The following is an 18995-nucleotide window of genomic DNA, read 5'->3' as shown; positions in this document are numbered from 1 at the left end:
AATTATGGTTAATCGCCTGATCAACCGTTAATAGCTTCATTTACTAATGCTTCTTGCTGCTCAGCATGGACAGATAGATATCCAACTGCTGGTGCCGCAGACGCTGGACGAGCAACGCCTTCCAGGTGCAATTTACTATCATGAATATTAAGAACGTGGCGCATATGATGCTGCATTGAGTACCATGCACCTTGGTTCATTGGCTCTTCCTGACACCAAACAGCAGTCTCAAGGTTTGTAAAAGGAGCCATCGCTTCTTTCAACGCATCTTCAGGGAATGGATATAGCTGCTCGATACGAACAATTGCCACATCGTCTTTTTCCAGTTCCGCACGACGGTTATAAAGATCGTAATAAACCTTACCTCCACAAAGAACCAAACGCTTAACTTTCTTTGGATCAAGCGAATCTGTTTCACTGATAACCGGTAAGAAACTACCTTCGGAAAGTTCTTCAAGTGTAGATGTAGCCTGTTTATGCCTAAGCAAACTTTTCGGAGACATAATAATTAGTGGCTTACGTAGAGGGCGTATCACCTGACGACGTAGCAGATGGAAAATTTGTGCCGGTGTCGTTGGCGTACAAACCTGAATATTGTGCTCAGCACAAAGCTGCAGATAACGTTCTAAACGTGCGGATGAATGCTCAGGCCCTTGACCTTCAAAGCCATGGGGCAGAAGCATTGTCAAACCACACAAACGCTGCCACTTATGCTCACCTGATGTAATAAACTGATCAATTACAACTTGTGCGCCATTGGCAAAATCACCAAACTGAGCTTCCCAAATGACTAACGCATTCGGCATAGTCGTTGAATAACCATATTCAAACGCAAGCACCGCTTCCTCAGACAAGAAAGAATCATGCAAGGTTAATGAAGGCTGCTCTTCAGAAAGGTTTTGCAAAGGCAGGAAGGTATCTGCCGTTTTCTGGTCATGTAGTACAGCATGTCGATGTGAGAATGTACCACGCCCAACATCTTGACCAGTAAGACGAACAGGGTGACCTTCAGCCAAGATCGTTGCATAAGCCAAAGATTCAGCCATACCCCAGTTCAGCTCCATAGCGCCATGCGCCATGCGCTTGCGGTCATCTATGATTTTCTGGACTTGGCGCTGAACCACAAAGCCTTCAGGAATTACGCAAATCTTATCGCCCAGCTCCTGCAGTAACTTATAATCCACCTTAGTTTCACAGTCAAAAGACCACGCATGTCCAAGATAAGGCTTCCAGTCTACAAACAACTCAGTATTAGGCTCATGAATAAGAGACTTAACTGTATGCTCACCGTTTTCTAGCAGCTTACGATACTCTTTTTCCAATGCTTTACTTTCTTCAGATGTAACAACACCTTCAGAAATAAGTTTTTGAGCATAAAGTTCACGTGTCGTCGCTTGTTTCTTAATCTGTGCATACATCAACGGCTGAGTACCAGATGGCTCATCCGCTTCGTTATGACCACGACGACGGTAGCAGAAAAGATCGATAACCACGTCTTTCTTAAATTCGTTACGGTAATCAACCGCTAACTGAGTTACAAAACGAACCGCTTCAGGATCATCACCATTAACATGGAAAATAGGTGCCTGAATCATCTTCGCTACATCAGTAGAATATTCAGTAGAACGAGAATCTTCTTGCTTCGATGTTGTAAAACCAACTTGGTTATTGACAACAATGTGAATTGTACCACCCGTTTTATAAGCACGGGTCTGAGACATTTGGAATGTCTCCATAACAACACCTTGACCACAGAATGCTTGGTCACCATGGATGTTTACGGGCACAACAGTGTTACCTATAAGGTCTTCGCGGCGATCTTGACGTGCACGTACAGACCCTTCGACAACAGGCGCAGAGATCTCAAGATGGGATGGGTTAAAGGCCATCGCAATGTGCACCTCCCCTCCACCCGTCTCAACATTTGAGGAAAAACCTTGGTGGTACTTTACATCACCTGATGTATCTAAGGTTTTCTTGCCTTCAAATTCGTCAAAAAGTTCAGAGGGGCTCTTACCAAAAATGTTCACCAAGGTATTAAGACGGCCACGGTGAGCCATCCCAATAACAACCTCTTTCGCGCCTTGCTTACCTGCACGTTGTATCAACGTATTTAAGGCAACGATCATTGATTCACCACCTTCAAGACCGAAGCGTTTAGCCCCGGCATAGCGTGAACCTAAATACTTTTCTAGACCTTCAGCCGCTGTTAAGCGCTCTAGAATCATCTTTTTCTTTTCGATCGGCGCTTCTGGATGGGAACGCACAGGTTCTATCCGAGACTGCAACCAACGTTTTTCCTGAGTATCAACAATATGCATATACTCAGCACCTACTGTTGAACAGTAAGTTTTCTTCAGATCCGCAACAATATCTTTAAGGGGCGCTTCTTCTGGTCCGAAGAACAGAGATCCCAGCTGGAAAGTTGTGTCGTAATCTGCTTCTGAAAGCTCATGAAAGCGCAGATCCAAATCGGGCACATCTTCACGTTGCATCATCCCTAACGGATCGATGTTCGCAATCTGATGTCCTCGTACACGGTATGCGTTAATCATTCGCAACACACGGACCTGCTTTTTCTCGTGTTCAGAACTCACTGAACTCGCAGAAACCGGTGCTGCTCGCTTCTGGTTTTTTGATAAGTAAAGAAAATGTTCCCTAATAGCCGAATGGGGTACATCCTGCGTTAGGTTATCGCCTACCTTAGGTAAACGATCAAACTCTTCTCTCCACTCCTGAGGAACCCCATTAGGGTCCATTAGGTATGTTTCATACAGTTCTTCAACGTAGGAAAGATTGCCACCATATAGATGTGCATTCTTCCACATGAGATCCATGATGCTTTCTTGCATTCTTGATCACCCTGGCTCTGGAGGCTCTGTCGATTCTGTCGGGATCATCCGACGAGATATCGCCCCTCTTTGAGTTACCTTCATTCACCCGATCAAACAGTAACTACTGTCTCGGGAGTACTATAGTAAAGCTTTTATGCTCAACCTTTAATAATTCTTTATGCGAATATAGTAATTTTTTTACAAAAATATTATTTTTTTGTCTGAACAAAAAAAACGGTGCCCAATGGCACCGTTTTCTTAGACTTAAGTCGCCTGAGAGAGCAACATATTCCGGATTTTTCCGATTGCCTTAGTTGGGTTAAGCCCTTTAGGACAAACCGCAACACAGTTCATGATACCGTGGCAGCGGAATACGCTGAACGGATCATCCAAATCAGCCAAACGTTCACGGGTCGCAGTATCTCGGCTATCAGCCAAGAAGCGGTATGCCTGAAGCAAACCCGATGGACCAATGAATTTATCTGGATTCCACCAAAAAGATGGGCAAGCAGTAGAACAGCAGGCACAAAGAATACATTCATACAAACCATCCAGCTCAGCACGATCTTCGGGCGACTGTAAGCGCTCGATTGCTGGCGGTGGTGTATCGTTGATCAAGAAAGGCTTGATCTTCTCATATGCTTTGTAGAACTGACCCATATCAACAACCAAATCACGAATAACCGGAAGACCTGGAAGTGGGCGCAATACCAACTTGTCATCTTTAACAACAGCAGACAACGGCGTGATACATGCAAGGCCATTAACGCCATTCATGTTCATACCATCAGAACCACACACACCTTCACGGCATGAGCGACGATAAGCCATTGATGGATCTTTATCTTTCAACAACTGCAAAAGATCAAGAACCATGATGTCCTTACCACCAGGAATATCGATATGGATATCCTGCATGTAAGGAGCATCATCTGTCTCAGGATTGTAGCGATATACACTAACCAACATGATAGAAGCTCCTTAGTAAGTACGAATTTTAGGTGGGAATGGTTCCATTGTCTTAGGCGCAAAGTTTACTGCACGCTTACGAACCTCTTTCTCACCCGGGAAATAAACCGAGTGACACAGCCAGTTCTCATCATCACGTTCAGTATAATCGTTACGCGCATGCGCGCCACGAGATTCTTTACGGATCTCTGCAGCAATAGCTGTAGCTTCAGCAACTTCAAATAGGTTTTCCAATTCAAGTGCTTCAATACGCGCCGTATTAAATGCCTGACTCTTATCTTCAAGATGCAAGTTATTGATCTTCTCTCGAATTCCTTCAAGCAGCTTCAGACCTTTCTTCATACTTTCGCCATCACGGAATACACCGAAGTATAGCTGCATCGTGCTCTGTAGTTCTTTACGAACATCAGCAACACTCTCACCACCTGTTGAATTGTTCAGGCGATTCAAACGAGCCATAGCTTCTTCGATATTTTCTTCAGTAGCATTCTTAACTTCATAGCCATCGCGCATCTGTTGTTCGATCTGCATACCAGCAGCACGACCAAAGACAACCAGATCAAGTAGAGAGTTACCACCTAGGCGGTTTGCACCATGCACAGATACACATGCAACTTCACCACAAGCATAAAGACCGTCAACAATATGGTCATTACCCTCAGCATCCGGCGCAATTGCTTGACCACCGATATTGGTAGCTACACCACCCATCTGGTAGTGACAAGTTGGCACAACCGGAATTGGCTTAACAACAGGATCTGTCGCCGCAAACGTTTTGGACAACTCACAGATACCAGGAAGACGAGAATGAAGAACCTCTTCACCCAAGTGATCCATTTTAAGGTAAACGTGATCACCATCTTCACCACAACCACGACCTTCTAGAATTTCTAGAATCATGGAGCGTGCAACAACATCACGACCTGCTAAATCTTTAGCATTTGGTGCATAACGCTCCATAAATCGCTCGCCGTCTTTGTTGATCAGGTACCCACCTTCACCACGACAACCTTCAGTTACTAGCACACCTGCGCCCGCAATACCGGTTGGATGGAACTGCCACATCTCCATGTCTTGGGCAGGAACACCTGCACGCAGAGACATACCCATACCGTCACCAGTATTGATAAGAGCGTTAGTAGTAGAAGAATAGATACGGCCTGCACCACCGGTCGCTAGAACGGTAGCTTTAGCCTTAATATAAACAGTTTCACCTGTTTCAATACAGATAGCGATACAACCAACAACCGCACCGTCATCATTTTTAACAAGATCAACCGCATACCATTCGTTTAAAAAGGTAGTACCTGCTTTCATATTGCCCTGATAAAGCGCATGAAGCAGTGCATGACCTGTACGGTCTGCTGCAGCACATGTACGAGCAGCCTGACCACCTTCACCAAAATTTTTGGATTGACCACCGAATGGACGCTGATAAATACGACCTGTTTCAGTACGAGAAAAAGGCAGACCCATATGGTCTAACTCAAATACCGCCTGAGGGCCAACAGAACACATATATTCGATCGCGTCTTGGTCACCGATATAATCAGAACCTTTAACGGTATCGTACATGTGCCAACGCCAATCATCATTTGGATCATTACTTGCGATAGCACAAGTAATACCACCCTGTGCAGACACAGTGTGAGAACGCGTTGGGAATACTTTTGTTACACAAGCAGTGTTCAAGCCACTCTGTGCAAGCTGAAGTGCGGCACGCATGCCTGCACCACCGCCACCGACAACAATTGCGTCGAAAGTAAGCGTACGTAGTTTAGACATAGTTTAAATACCCCACAAAATCTGGATGCCCCACGCAACGTATACAAACGTCAGCAGGCCAGTAACAGACTGAAACACAAAACGCATACCGGTCGGTTTAATATAATCAGTAGACACTGACCACATACCAATCCAAACATGTGCGGCAAAGGACAACAGTGTTAGCAGGGTAAAGATACGCATCGCTGTACACTGAAAAAGCTCCGTCCACATGTCGTAAGTCAATTCAGCGCCAAACGCCAGATAACCAATCATAAATACGGTGTAGCACGCTAGGATTACAGCAGTTACACGCTGTACCATCCAATCATAAAGGCCGCTACGACCAAAGCTAGTAATACTAGTTACCATATCCATACTCCCGAAATGAGGACTGCTGCTGCAGCTAGACCTAAGGTCACTTTTGCTGCCAATAAACCACTGTCTAATTCTTCACAGTAGCCAAAGTCCATTACCAGGTGTTTTATGCCCGCGAAGAAGTGATACAGCAGAGCTGATACACTTCCCCACGCAATAAGCTTCGCAATGAAGCCATTTTCAAACATATCAACTGCTTCATTGAAGCCAGCTTCAGATTCCAGGGATAACCCTAATGCATAGATCGCAAACACGGCACCAAAAAATAGCGCCACACCTGTTGCACGATGCAGAATAGAAGTAATCGCCGGAAGCGGCTGTTTGATTGTTCGAAGATCTAAGTTTACAGGTCTTTTCTTATTCACGGCTCTTGTTCACACTTTGCGGCCCCTTTGCAGGGCTCGGTTGCTCGGAAGTGTTGAAGATAAGTACCTCGCTCCACAAGCTTAAACCTACATATCAACTCCACTAGAAGTACAATGTAGAGACAAACTTCGGGGCGAGAGTATAAGCATTTCACCTCGATATTACAATGCAAACACGGCAACCTTCGCCTTTTGTCTAGCAAAAACAGGCATATAAAAAGTCGTACAACCAAATGATAATTCAGTCACAACCCGTTTCCTGTTAAAAACGCTTACAATTTGCTGCATTGCGATAATTACCCCGCTTGATCGGATTGACAAACTTTTTTCACACTCTATATTGTGGGGGTCCAATTTATCGGGCCAAGACTCTTAGATCTGGTTAGCAGTAAATCAGAATAGAACTAAAACATAATGATAGGAGCCTTTTAATGGCTGATAAGAAAGCACATTTGACGGTCGATGGCATGGAAGGAACTATTGAATTGCCAGTTTACTCTGGCACTTTAGGTCCTGATGTAATTGATGTCCGTCCACTGACCGGTAAAGGCTTGTTTACCTACGATCCTGGTTTTGTATCTACCGCAGCGTGCGACTCCAGCATTACATTTATTGATGGCGGCAAAGGCGTGCTTCTGCACGGCGGCTACCCAATTGATGAATTAGCAGAAAAATCTGACTACATGGAAGTGTGCTTCCTGCTTCTTAATGGTGAACTACCAACACCTGAGCAAAAAGAGACTTTTGTTAAAACGGTCAAGAGCCATACTATGGTTCACGAACAACTTAACCATTTCTATAATGGTTTCCGCCGCGACGCCCACCCAATGGCGATCATGTGCGGTGTTGTAGGCGCGTTATCATCGTTTTATCACGATTCTCTTGATATCGATAATCAGCACCATCGCGAAGTTTGTGCATACCGCCTAATCGCAAAAATGCCAACCATCGCAGCTATGTGTTTCAAATATTCGAATGGCCAGCCGTTTATGTACCCACGTAACGACTTGAGCTATGCAGGCAACTTCCTGCAAATGATGTTTGGCACACCTTGCGAAGAGTACCAAGTAAATCCTGTCCTTGAAAAAGCAATGGATCGCATCTTCGTACTTCATGCAGACCATGAGCAAAATGCCTCTACGTCTACTGTTCGCCTTGCTGGCTCATCCGGTGCTAACCCATTTGCATGTATCGCATCAGGCATCGCAGCACTTTGGGGGCCTGCTCACGGCGGTGCCAACGAAGCCGTACTAACAATGCTTGAAGAAATTGGTGATGAATCTAACATCGAAGAATTTGTTGCTAAAGCGAAAGATCCGAACGATCCGTTCCGCCTAATGGGCTTCGGCCACCGTGTTTACCGTAACTTCGACCCTCGCGCCAAAGTTATGAAGAAAGCATGTGACGAAGTACTTGCAGAACTCGGTATCGAAAACGATCCGTTACTACGCATCGCCAAACGCTTAGAGCAGATCGCCCTAGAAGATGAATACTTTGTAGAACGTAAACTCTATCCAAACGTAGACTTCTATTCTGGCATCATTTTAAAAGCGATTGGCATCCCAACCAACATGTTCACTGTTATCTTCGCATTGTCTCGTACAATCGGCTGGATCTCCCACTGGAGCGAGTTCCACAGCAGCCCGAACAAAATTGGTCGCCCACGCCAATTATATACCGGCCCCGTGCAGCGCAAATACCCAGGCTAAACCCTAATGCGCACAGCCACTTAACAAAAGCCGCATATATGCGGCTTTTTTGTATCTACACTATCTACACAGAACCAACGCACTCTCCTACCCCAACACATAGACCCGAACGCACAGGACAAGCACAAAAGAGCTCACCCCGTAGCAACAAACCCACCAGCACCTTCACCAAGCCACCCTTCTCTGCTTTCTAGCCGAACAATATGGACAGCCAAGCTGTCGATAGAAAACCCAGTACAGCCCTGACAAAAGACGCGATACATGATTTATTATCACAACATCACCCAAGACACAGATAAGCAAAGAGACAAGCATCATGATGACACAAAAAAACCGAGCCTAGGCTCGGTTTTTTATTCAACACAGTACGTGCCACTCTAAATTAGACCAATTAACCACATCTCAGCGAACGACCGACACACACAAATCAACCTAGAACAACTCAAGCATCAGACGTAGATTCAATCTTATGAATACTCAAATCTGCACCGTTATACTCTTCCTCTTGCGTCAGCCGAAGTCCTAACAGCAACTTAATAGCACCATAAACCACAACACCACCAACAACAGCAACCAAAATACCCGCCCCAGTACCAATCATTTGAGAGGTCAAACTCACACCACCTAGCCCTCCCAGCGACTCAGCCCCAAAAATACCGACAGCGATACCACCCCAAGCACCACAAACGCCATGAAGCGGCCATACACCCAGCACATCATCAATCTTCCACTTATTCTGCTGAATGGTAAATAAACCCACAAAAATAACCCCTGCAATCGCCCCTACAACCAAAGAACCCATAGGATGCAGAACATCAGACCCAGCACAAACGGCAACTAAGCCTGCCAAGGGGCCGTTATGAATAAAACCAGGGTCATTCCGACCAAAAATCAGAGCCGTAATGATGCCACCCACCATAGCCATCAAGGTATTTACAGCAACCAGTCCTGAAATACCATCCATTGTCTGGGCCGACATCACATTAAAACCAAACCAACCAATACATAAAATCCAAGAACCCAAGGCCAAAAAGGGGATATTCGATGGAGGAAAGGCCACTAAACGCCCGCCTTTGTAACGCCCATTACGTATACCCAACATCACGACAGCAACAAGCGCTAACCAGCCACCCATACCATGCACGACCACAGACCCAGCAAAATCATGGAAAGCAGCACCAAAACTAGCCTCTAGCCAATCCTGAAAACCAAAATTACCGTTCCAAATAACCCCTTCAAAAAACGGATAGACAAACGCAACAATCAACGAAGATGCCAACAAGAAAGGCCAAAATTTAGCGCGCTCTGCAATACCACCAGAGACGATTGCAGGAATAGCCGCAGCAAAAGTCATCAAAAAGAAGAACTTAACCAGCTCATAACCGTTATTTGTTGCCAGCTCAGATGCAGGAGAGAAAAAGGTAACACCGTAAGCAACCCAATAGCCGATAAAGAAATAGGCCATCGCCGAGAAAGCAAAGTCAGTCAAAATTTTAACCAGCGCATTCACTTGGTTTTTATGACGAACCGTTCCTACCTCTAAAAAGGCAAAACCCGCATGCATGGCAAACACCATGATCGCGCCCATTAAGATAAATAAAGTATTCGAACTTTGGACTAGCGTCTCTACAGCGCTATTGACGTTTTCCACTGACAGTCTCCTGTTTTTTATCCGGCAAATGCACCGCACCTGTGCGCTATAAGTTAGCTAGCACCAATACAATGCAAGATCAGCATTTTTTTATACTTTTAATTGAATAGAATTTATGACCAAATAAGCTAAAACCCCTATTTCACAGGGCTTCCAACTCATTAGTCGCCAATTAATCAACGCTTTTATGCACCATTTAAAAGCATTAAGTATGCCAAACAGGATCAATCGCACTAAAAAACAGCTTACAGCTTATGAGTAATTCTAAAGCAGCTATGTATACGCTGATTTCGTTTAAAATCCGGATCTAAAGTACTGTAAGTTATATCTTCAACAACATAATCACTTAACGCATCGTGATCTATTTTGAAGCGTCTATAATTATTGGAAAAGTACAATACACCCTCTTTACGCAATAACCGCATTGCAGCATCAACCATATCCACATGATCTCGCTGCACATCAAGCACCCCCTCCATACGCTTTGAATTCGAAAAGGTAGGCGGGTCCATAAAAATAAGATCATAAGCAGGCTGCCGCTGCATGCGCAGCCATTTAAGGCAATCACCCTGCACCTGTTGATGCGCGTCCTGATCAAAGCCGTTAAGGTCAAGATTGCGCTTTGCCCAATTTAGATAGGTCGCAGACATATCAATACTGGTCGTCGTTTTTGCGCCCCCTTTTGCAGCATGCACTGATGCAGTGCCGGTATAACAAAACAGATTTAAAACGTCTTTACCCGCTGATTCTTGCTGAATACGATAGCGGATGGGGCGGTGATCGAGAAACAGTCCCGTATCAAGGTAATCATGTAGGTTGACTAATAAGCGACAACCGTACTCATTCACCTCTTTAAAACGATGAGTCTCTGACTGTTTTTCATATTGATTTGAACCTTGCTGCTTTTTACGCTGCTTTAAAATCACTTTATTAGCAGGGATATCTAAGGCAACAGGGATCGCAGCCATCACTTCCTGTAATCGTGAGAAGGTTTTAACTGGATCAATTTTTTTCGGTGCAACATATTCCTGAACATGCACTTCATCACCATAAATATCGATCGCCACCGAATATTCCGGCATATCCGCATCATAGAGCCGGTAGCACTCTATCTGCTCTTTCTTAACCCATTTAGCTAACTGTTTTCTGTTTTTTAATAAACGATTTGCAAACATTTGAGCACCATCACTCAACGGCACCACTTCCTCCTCTTCGCGCTCCCTTTGCTCTGGTCGATGCTCGGAGATTGGGTAAACAAACAGGCGACTTTCTAACGCACCATTAAACAACTTATATTGTTTATCTGCACGCATCCCCATCACCTTACACAGGTCAGGATTAGACGTGAAAATAGCGGCAGTCCAACCAGCAAACTGCTCTTTTAACTTGTCACCCAAGTGACGATAGAGAAACATTAACTGCTGGGTTTCACCTAAGCGCTCCCCGTAAGGCGGATTAGTAACTAACAACCCTACCCCCTGAGGCAACTGTTCGCGTTCAAGGTCTTCCACTCGACAGGCCGCAAAATCGATAAATCCAGCAACTCCAGCTCGTTCCGCATTTTGTCGGGCGGACCTTAATACAGATTTATCTTCATCGCGGCCCACTAAGCTGATCTCTAATTGAGATAAACCCTTAGCTTTTCGCCCATTCGCTTCCGCAACCAGTTCATCCCATATCCCTTTTTGATGACCCGTCCAGCGGGAAAAGCCATAACGCTTCCGCTGCAAGCCCGGCGCAATATCAGCAGCCATCATTGCCGCTTCAATCAGTAACGTCCCTGAACCACACATGGGGTCCAGTAAGAGATCAAAGTCAGCGATACGCGTAGGCCAACCACTTCGAAGTAAAACAGCCGCCGCTAAGTTCTCCTTCATCGGCGCTTGTCCCGCCTGTAATCTATAGGCACGACGATGCAAACTATCACCTGAAAGATCAATTGCCACCGTCACTTTGCCACGATGCATACGCACGTTAATACGCAAGTCCGGAGCAACCTTATCGACACTAGGGCGCGCGCCCGTCAAATCACGTATCTGATCCACAATAGCGTCTTTAACCTTTAGCGCACCAAAATGGGTATTATTAATTGCGCGAGTCTGCCCCGTAAAATCGATCAACAAAGTGCCTTCACTACGCATATGATCCAACCAACTCACTTGCTGGACGGCACCATAAAGATCTTCTGTCGTTTCAGCATCCCCTTGATAAACAGGCATCAATACACGGTTAGCTAAACGCGACCAAAGACAGATGCGGTAAGCATCTTCAAGATCACCATGACACTGCACACCCGCCACTGTTTGCTTGGTATCCTCAACACCGAGCTGGTGTAACTCCTCCTCAAGCAGCAACTCAAGGCCTTTAGGGCATGTCAAAAACAGTTTCATAGCAATCATTTACTCTGTAAGTATTTCATTCAACTTGCGATTGCAATGAAAAAAAATCATTACCAATCACAAATGCTTATTCATTAACTAACTTGATGAATGCACTCATTTTTTTGCATCCACGTAATAAGTTGTACTATCAAGTCTATACGCTCGATAAACATATTCAATCGCGTTCTTGCGTTTTTTCCGTTATCAATAGAGGTCTACTATGTAATTTCAAATAACTACTAGGTAGATTTTAAGCGGATACCATGTCTCAAGGAACCGCTGCTCTCACAACTAAAACATCAAGAGAGGCTCAACTACATGAAGAGACAAAAACGTGATCGTAGTAACACACTTTTCAACCGAGGCTTTCAAGCCGGCATAAATGGAAAATCCCGGGATCTCTGCCCGGTCAACACATCAGACCTTAGAAGTCACTGGATGAGTGGTTGGCGACAGGGACGAGAAGCTCACTGGAGCGGCATGGATGGAGTATCAGCAATACAAGCCGACCCAGCATTTCATTAAACTTATTTAAAAAGGCTCCCTACTAGGGAGCCTCATAATGGAGGGTTATATCTAATAATTTATGCAGATATCTGCTCTATTGCACGAACCGATTCAGTTACTAACTTAGGTCCACGGTAGATAAACCCACTGTATATTTGAACTAGGCTTGCACCCGCTTCTATCTTTTCTGCCGCATCAAACCCTTCAGTAATTCCACCGACACCTATAATAGGTAGCGCTCCATCTAACTCTTTCGCGAGAGTCCGAATCACTTTAGTCGATTTATTACGCAAAGGCGCACCAGAAAGGCCACCAACTTCATCCGCGTATGACAACCCTTCAACACCGTCACGGGATAAGGTCGTATTCGTTGCTATAACCCCATCAATTTCATAAGACTTTAGGGATGCCGCAACTAAAACTAGCTCCTCATCAGTCATATCCGGTGCAATTTTAACGGCGATAGGCACATAACGATCATGAAACTTCGCTAGTTTTGCCTGTTCAGATTTAAGTGCATCTAACAAACTATTTAATGCCTCACCGTATTGTAGTGTCCGTAACCCTGGAGTATTCGGCGAAGAAACATTAACGGTTATATAACTTGCTCGATTATAAACTTTACGTAAGCAATAAAGATAATCGTCATTAGCATCTTCATTAGGCGTATCTTTATTTTTACCTATATTAATGCCCAGTACGCCTTTATAACGACTTTTATCTAGATTAGATAACAATCTATCTACACCGTCATTATTAAAGCCCATACGATTAATAATTGCGCCTTGCTCAGGTAAACGAAAAATTCGAGGCTTGGGATTTCCATCCTGAGGACGAGGCGTTACGGTACCGACCTCTACAAAACCAAAACCCATCGCTGCCATACCATCAACGGCAATGCCGTTTTTATCTAATCCAGCAGCCAACCCTACACGGTTAGGAAAATTAATACCCATAACCTGAACCGGATCAGATAATTTTTCAGCACCCAGTAACTTATTCACACCTAATGCAGACGCTAGATTCATTGAATGCAAGGCTAGGTTGTGTGAAAGTTCGGGATCAAGCTGAAACATTAAAGATCGAGTCAGTGAATACAACATACAGATACCAAATAACAAAATTTGCACGATTATAGGCGAGGCGTAATCAGAATAACATAGGGCAAAGCTGATCAAATTGATAAGTTAGGCTTTTTCATAATAAAAACATAAAGTTATAAAACAATAGTTTCATTAGAAGAATAAGACCTATCTTTACTTAATTTTATCTATCCCTTTATATTTGCCCTGATCATCAAAGGTGATACGAAAACGGCCCTTCACACCATCTTTCAATAGAAAAGGTTTTAAAATTTTGGCGGGAAACTGTACGCTCCGTCCATCAAGTGCGTGCGCAAAAACGTTTTGCGCAACACCTTGATACATCAAAATATATTTATCAGCAGAGATATGTAAGTCAACAAGTATAGATTTCATAACTACTTAACAAAAGCTATAAAACAAAGAGCGCAACAATAAAACATAACTTATAGTCCTGTCATCATTGGCTCAAATTTTTATGCACTGTATTGGCAGATTTTTGCTAAATCAAAAAGCTCCCTCAAAGCCACTGTGTACATTGCATACTCTTGTTTTTTTGCACTCTTTAGCTCAACCAACACATTTTCCCAACGCTGCACTAACCACTCATTTTCAGCACACCATTTGTCAATTGCATGCTGCACTGAACAGCCTGAGTGCTGCCCCTTAATAGCAATCGCGACAATAGCCCTTTGCTGCCAATCAAGATCATCTCTAAAAGCTTCGCGTGCAAGCGCCTGCCAATAATTAGCAACACGAAGTGTATTTAATTTTTGTGAAAGCCAGTCTAATTCCAGCCTCTCCCCCAATCCAAAATACATCTGAGCGACTTTGTCGGTAGATAGCTCAGTCAACTCTGCTGCCTCAATAATTCCTAACGATGAATATAGAAAACGTGCACCCGATACCATTTTGGCCAACTTAACAGGCACGCCCTCTGCTTGATAATACTCTTTTGAACTTTCCCAACGCTTTAAGGGGTCTCCAGAGAGGATTTTTTCTTGTTTATTTAATATTTTTACCAATTCACTTCTAAAGCGTTCAACCTCAACACTGCAATCTAATTCCAAACGACGATTACGCACAAACCAACGGGTTGCTCTCCTGATTAAATGCTGTAACTCATGCATCATTTTGATTTGAACTTCATTACTTACCTTATGATCTAGCTTCTCGATCTGCTGCCACAGCGGTTCTATATCAAACACATCCCTGGCGAGAATGTAAGCGCGAGCAATTGAGGCATCATCAGTGCCGGTTGATATGCGTAAACGGTCAACAAAATTGATGCCCATCATATTGATCATATGATTCGCAATCTGCGTCCCTATGATCTCACGCCTTAAACGGTGTGCTGTTAATTCTTCTGGAAACTGCTCCACTAACAACTCAGGAAAAGCGCTATTAAGCTCATGACATAAATAAGGATCATCAGGCACACTGGATACACTTAAGGTTTGTTTTAACTCGGCCTTACTGTAAGAGATCAGAATAGAAAGCTCTGGACGTGTAAACCCAAGTTTCATATTAAAACGTTCATTAAGAGCTTCATCATCAGGCAAAAACTCAAGCGCACGATTAAGCTTTCCAGCACTTTCCATATTCGATATATAGCGCTGATATTCAGACATATTGTCTAATGAGCGCGATTCAGCCATAGAGATTGCTTGTACTTGCCGATAGTTGTTCTGCAACACTAATTCAGAAATATCTTCAGTCATCTGTGCCAATAGCAGGTTGCGCTGCTTCCGTGTCATATCACCATTATCAACAAGCTGGTTAAGTAGAATTTTTATATTCACCTCATGGTCTGAACAATCAACGCCACCCGCATTATCAATAAAGTCCGTATTAACCCGTCCTCCTGATAGGGCATATTCCATGCGTGCCCGTTGGCTTAAGCCTAAGTTACCGCCTTCACCAACAACTTTGCAGCGAAGCTCATTACCATTAACCCTAAGTGCATCGTTTGTCTTATCACCTATATCCCCATCACTCTCTGTTGTCGCTTTAACATAAGTACCAATCCCGCCATTCCATAACAGATCGACCGGTGCCTTTAACAAAGCACTGATTAATTCATTAGGTGGAACCGCTGCGCTAGTTATTCCTGTTAATACTTGTATCTCAGGTGTAAGTTTTATGGACTTACTGCTCCGACTAAAAATCCCACCCCCTTTTGATATTAGGGACGAATCATAATCAGACCAAGAGGAACGAGACAATTCAAAAAGCCGCTGCCTCTCTAACCAGCTTTTACCGGCATCAGGCTGAGGATCTATAAATATATGCTGATGGTTAAACGCTGCCACCAACTGAATATGTTTTGACAACAACATACCATTGCCAAATACATCCCCTGACATATCGCCAATGCCAACCACCGTGAAATTTTGCTTATCAGTATTGATACCCATTTCACGGAAATGGCGCTCTACTGATACCCAAGCACCTCGCGCGGTGATCCCCATCTTTTTATGGTCATAACCTAAGCTACCACCCGATGCAAAGGCATCACCCAACCAGAAACCGTAATTTTCCGCTATCTCATTCGCTATATCTGAAAAAGCAGCAGTCCCTTTATCCGCAGCCACCACTAAATAGGTATCATCTTCATCATGGCGAACCACTGATTCTGGTGGTACAACTTCACCATCGATTAAGTTATCGGTGATATCAAGCAATCCACTAATGAATGTTTTATAACAACTGATACCTTCCGCCAGCCAGGCATCTCGACTCATTCCATCAGATAATTGCTTGGCAACAAAGCCACCTTTTGCGCCCACCGGTACGATAACTGCATTTTTAACCTGTTGTGCTTTAACTAAGCCTAACACCTCTGTTCGATAATCCTCGAAACGATCTGACCAACGCAATCCGCCGCGAGCGACCTTACCACCTCGTAAATGAACCCCTTCAACTTGAGGTGAAAAAACAAATATTTCAAATTTTGGTCTTGGCAGCGGGACATCAGGAATTTGCTCTGGGGCCAGTTTAAAAGAGAAATAGCACTTATATTCCCCCTCTTTTTCCTGATAATAATTTGTCCGTAACGTAGCCTTAATTAAGGCCAAATATTCTCGAATAACCCTATCATCATTTAAACTCACTACTTGATCTAAGCTCGTGAGTAGCTGTTGTTCTAATACCTCCTCATCACCTCGATTTTCAGGATCGAAACGAGCGGTAAATAGCTTGACTAACTTAGCCGCGATATCAACATATGAGTTTAAGGTGTTGCTTATTGCTTCAGGACTAATAGGAAAGCCAATCTGCTTCATATAAGAAGCGTAAGCTCTAAGCATAGAGACTTCGCGCCAATTAACTTCACCACCTAAGACTAAACGGTTGAATTCATCACTGGCAGCTTTTCCTGTCCACACATGTAAAAAAGCCTCTTCAAAGAAGTGCTTCAATGTATCAGGTGAAACGGTTCCATTACCTATATATTGCAGGCTGAAATCGTGAATCCAGATCTGTTGGGTTTTCCCATCAATCTGATAAGGGTGTTCATCCAGCACTCTTAGGCCAAAGTTTTCCAGTACAGGAATAACATCAGAAAGAGGCAATGAGGCACCTAAACAGAAAAGCTTAAAATTAAGGTTTGCATCACCCTGCTCAAAGGCCTTATAAAAACTTAGCTGTATCGGATTCTCATTATTAAGTTTAGCTATACGCTGCAGGTCTACTACCGCAGTACGTGGCATAAAATCTGAACTATAGCTTGTAGAGAATGAATCGCCATATAGGTTATAGGTAGCTGTTCCCTTCTCCTCACCAAGCGCTTCAACTAAAGCATCACGTAGATCCTCAGACCAGCTTCTCCCTGCTTGCCTTATCAGGGCCTCAAGTTTTGCTTCATCAACCTCTTCTGCGATAGCTTCACCACGCAAAATAAATTGCGTTCGCGTCAAGATAGATTCAGAAAAGTAAGTGGTGAAATCAGCTTGATCGCAACTAAGTTCTCGACATAAGAGTGATTCAACTTTTCGTCTAAATTCAGTGCTGTAGATGTCTCTTGGAGAATAGATAAGACATGAATAAAATTGACCGAAATAATCCCTTCGAAGAAATAGACGAATCTGCCGACGCTCATGTATCTGCAAGATGCCAACAACTGTACGGTACAAATCATCAACACTCACCTGAAATAGGTCATCTCTTGGATGAATTTCTAAAATCTGTAACAGCTCTTTCCAATCATGTCCCTGACGATGTAACCCAGACTTATCCATAATAGCATCGACCTTACGGCGTATAATTGGGATTTGACGCGAGCTTTGAATATAAACGCTAGATGTATACAAACCAAGAAAACGGCTCTCACCTACTAAAACCCCATCTCGGTCATAACGCTTAATACTAATATAATCAGGATAGATCGGACGATGAACGGTCGATTTATGGTTTGATTTTGTGAATGAAAGGATATCTGGAATTAAAACAAAGCCATCTGCATCCCGTGAATTTTGATTTACCAAAGCTGAGCGGCAATGCTCATCACAAAACTTCAACAAACCTAACTGACTACCTGGCACCGCTTCAAGTAATTGTTTACCTTCTTTTGAAACCAGCTGATACTCATCATAACCTAAGAATGTGAAATGACTTTTAAGCCAAACAATAAAGTCATGTGCTTCAGTAGAAATCCTCTCTTCAAACCCATTCACTGGTTCTGAGAAAAGAGCACTCAACCGGTCGCACTGCTCCAACATAGGTGTAAAGTCTTCCACCACCATAGTGACATCTTCAAGCACATTCAGAAGATCGTTTTCTAAGGAGGTTAACTCTTCAGCTCCCGTGTGACGGTCCACTTGGATTGATACTAATGTTTCACGGTGGGTGTTTTTAGAGTGCAGGTTGCTAGCACAATCATCTTTATTAAATGCATCAATCAACTCACCGCTATCATCTCTTTTCATAGTGAGCACAGCATTGTGAATAGCGTGTATGGTTAAATTTCTTCGATTCAACTCCATACGTAAAGAATCAACAACAAACGGCATATCCTCTTGTAATACCTCAATGATGGTATGTGTTGATTGCCAACCATGTTGTTCATAATCTGGATTAAAAACTCGGACTTTAGCTTGCGCTCTTATACGGCATTGAATGAACTGCCAACATGCTAATGTTGATCCATAGAGATCTTCCAACTTCCATTCATTCAGATCGATTAACGAGGCTGATGAGTAATAAAGCTTGGCAAATTCGATCAAACCTTCTGCTTGTTCAGCAATCAATCTCTTTTCTATCTCCTCACAAAGAAGCGCAAGAAGGTTCTCTTTATCATCTACTCTATAATTATTCATAATACACTCAAAAATAAGCCCGTTTATCAACAGTATAGAT

General features: G+C 43.6%; 12 protein-coding genes. 2 read left to right on the top strand and 10 right to left on the bottom strand.

The features are described 5' to 3' along the window. Positions 1-20 precede the first annotated feature (20 nt). The 5 genes from ACOQOE_RS08060 to sdhC all read right to left on the bottom strand — a co-directional run bounded on the left by ACOQOE_RS08060 (position 21) and on the right by sdhC (position 6310). A complete protein-coding gene (locus ACOQOE_RS08060; protein ID WP_067867004.1) occupies positions 21-2852 on the bottom strand; it encodes a 2-oxoglutarate dehydrogenase E1 component in 2832 nt (943 codons plus the stop codon). Between the two features lie 246 nt (positions 2853-3098). Next, positions 3099-3803, bottom strand: coding sequence for a succinate dehydrogenase iron-sulfur subunit (locus ACOQOE_RS08055; protein ID WP_067867002.1), 705 nt, complete (start codon positions 3801-3803; stop codon positions 3099-3101). Positions 3804-3815: 12 nt separating this feature from the next. Beyond that, on the bottom strand, positions 3816-5588 hold the full coding sequence (sdhA, locus tag ACOQOE_RS08050; RefSeq protein WP_420555397.1) for a succinate dehydrogenase flavoprotein subunit: 1773 nt from the start codon (positions 5586-5588) through the stop codon (positions 3816-3818). A gap of 3 nt (positions 5589-5591) precedes the next feature. Continuing rightward, positions 5592-5939 carry a succinate dehydrogenase, hydrophobic membrane anchor protein gene (gene sdhD, locus ACOQOE_RS08045; RefSeq protein WP_067867088.1) on the bottom strand — a complete coding sequence of 116 codons (348 nt, stop codon included), beginning with the start codon at positions 5937-5939 and terminating at the stop codon, positions 5592-5594. Continuing rightward, a complete protein-coding gene (gene sdhC, locus ACOQOE_RS08040; protein WP_067866998.1) occupies positions 5933-6310 on the bottom strand; it encodes a succinate dehydrogenase, cytochrome b556 subunit in 378 nt (125 codons plus the stop codon). Before sdhC ends, sdhD begins: the two co-directional genes overlap by 7 nt. 431 nt (positions 6311-6741) lie before the next feature. Between sdhC and gltA the strand changes: the two genes are divergently transcribed. Beyond that, the gene (gltA, locus tag ACOQOE_RS08035) at positions 6742-8019 is read left to right on the top strand and encodes a citrate synthase (protein ID WP_067866996.1); all 1278 of its coding nucleotides are present in this window, start codon (positions 6742-6744) and stop codon (positions 8017-8019) included. Between the two features lie 442 nt (positions 8020-8461). On the opposite strand, the gene ACOQOE_RS08030 is transcribed toward gltA, so the two are convergent. Together ACOQOE_RS08030 and rlmKL are read right to left on the bottom strand one after the other, a co-directional pair. Further along, the gene (locus ACOQOE_RS08030; protein ID WP_420555396.1) at positions 8462-9670 is read right to left on the bottom strand and encodes an ammonium transporter; all 1209 of its coding nucleotides are present in this window, start codon (positions 9668-9670) and stop codon (positions 8462-8464) included. Positions 9671-9915: 245 nt separating this feature from the next. Continuing rightward, positions 9916-12060: a bifunctional 23S rRNA (guanine(2069)-N(7))-methyltransferase RlmK/23S rRNA (guanine(2445)-N(2))-methyltransferase RlmL gene (rlmKL, locus tag ACOQOE_RS08025; RefSeq protein WP_420555395.1), complete on the bottom strand. Its 2145-nt coding sequence runs from the start codon at positions 12058-12060 to the stop codon at positions 9916-9918. Between the two features lie 309 nt (positions 12061-12369). Here rlmKL and rmf point away from each other — a divergent pair, with 309 nt between their 5' ends. Then, positions 12370-12576, top strand: coding sequence for a ribosome modulation factor (rmf, locus tag ACOQOE_RS08020; RefSeq protein WP_067866990.1), 207 nt, complete (start codon positions 12370-12372; stop codon positions 12574-12576). A 59-nt stretch (positions 12577-12635) separates the two neighbouring features. On the opposite strand, the gene ACOQOE_RS08015 is transcribed toward rmf, so the two are convergent. From ACOQOE_RS08015 to ACOQOE_RS08005, 3 genes are all read right to left on the bottom strand, one after another. Then, positions 12636-13661 carry a quinone-dependent dihydroorotate dehydrogenase gene (locus tag ACOQOE_RS08015; RefSeq protein ID WP_197468056.1) on the bottom strand — a complete coding sequence of 342 codons (1026 nt, stop codon included), beginning with the start codon at positions 13659-13661 and terminating at the stop codon, positions 12636-12638. Between the two features lie 153 nt (positions 13662-13814). Next, entirely contained in the window at positions 13815-14036 is a 222-nt protein-coding gene (locus tag ACOQOE_RS08010; RefSeq protein ID WP_067866988.1) for a DUF2835 domain-containing protein, read from the bottom strand. Between the two features lie 80 nt (positions 14037-14116). Beyond that, on the bottom strand, positions 14117-18955 hold the full coding sequence (locus ACOQOE_RS08005) for an NAD-glutamate dehydrogenase (protein ID WP_420555394.1): 4839 nt from the start codon (positions 18953-18955) through the stop codon (positions 14117-14119). Positions 18956-18995: the final 40 nt, after the last annotated feature.

Source organism: Neptuniibacter marinus, from assembly GCF_965223595.1.
Taxonomy (GTDB): Bacteria; Pseudomonadota; Gammaproteobacteria; order Pseudomonadales; family Balneatricaceae; genus Neptuniibacter; species Neptuniibacter marinus.
The sequence above is the reverse complement of the archived record's forward strand: the minus strand, read 5'-3'. Positions and strand labels throughout refer to the sequence as shown.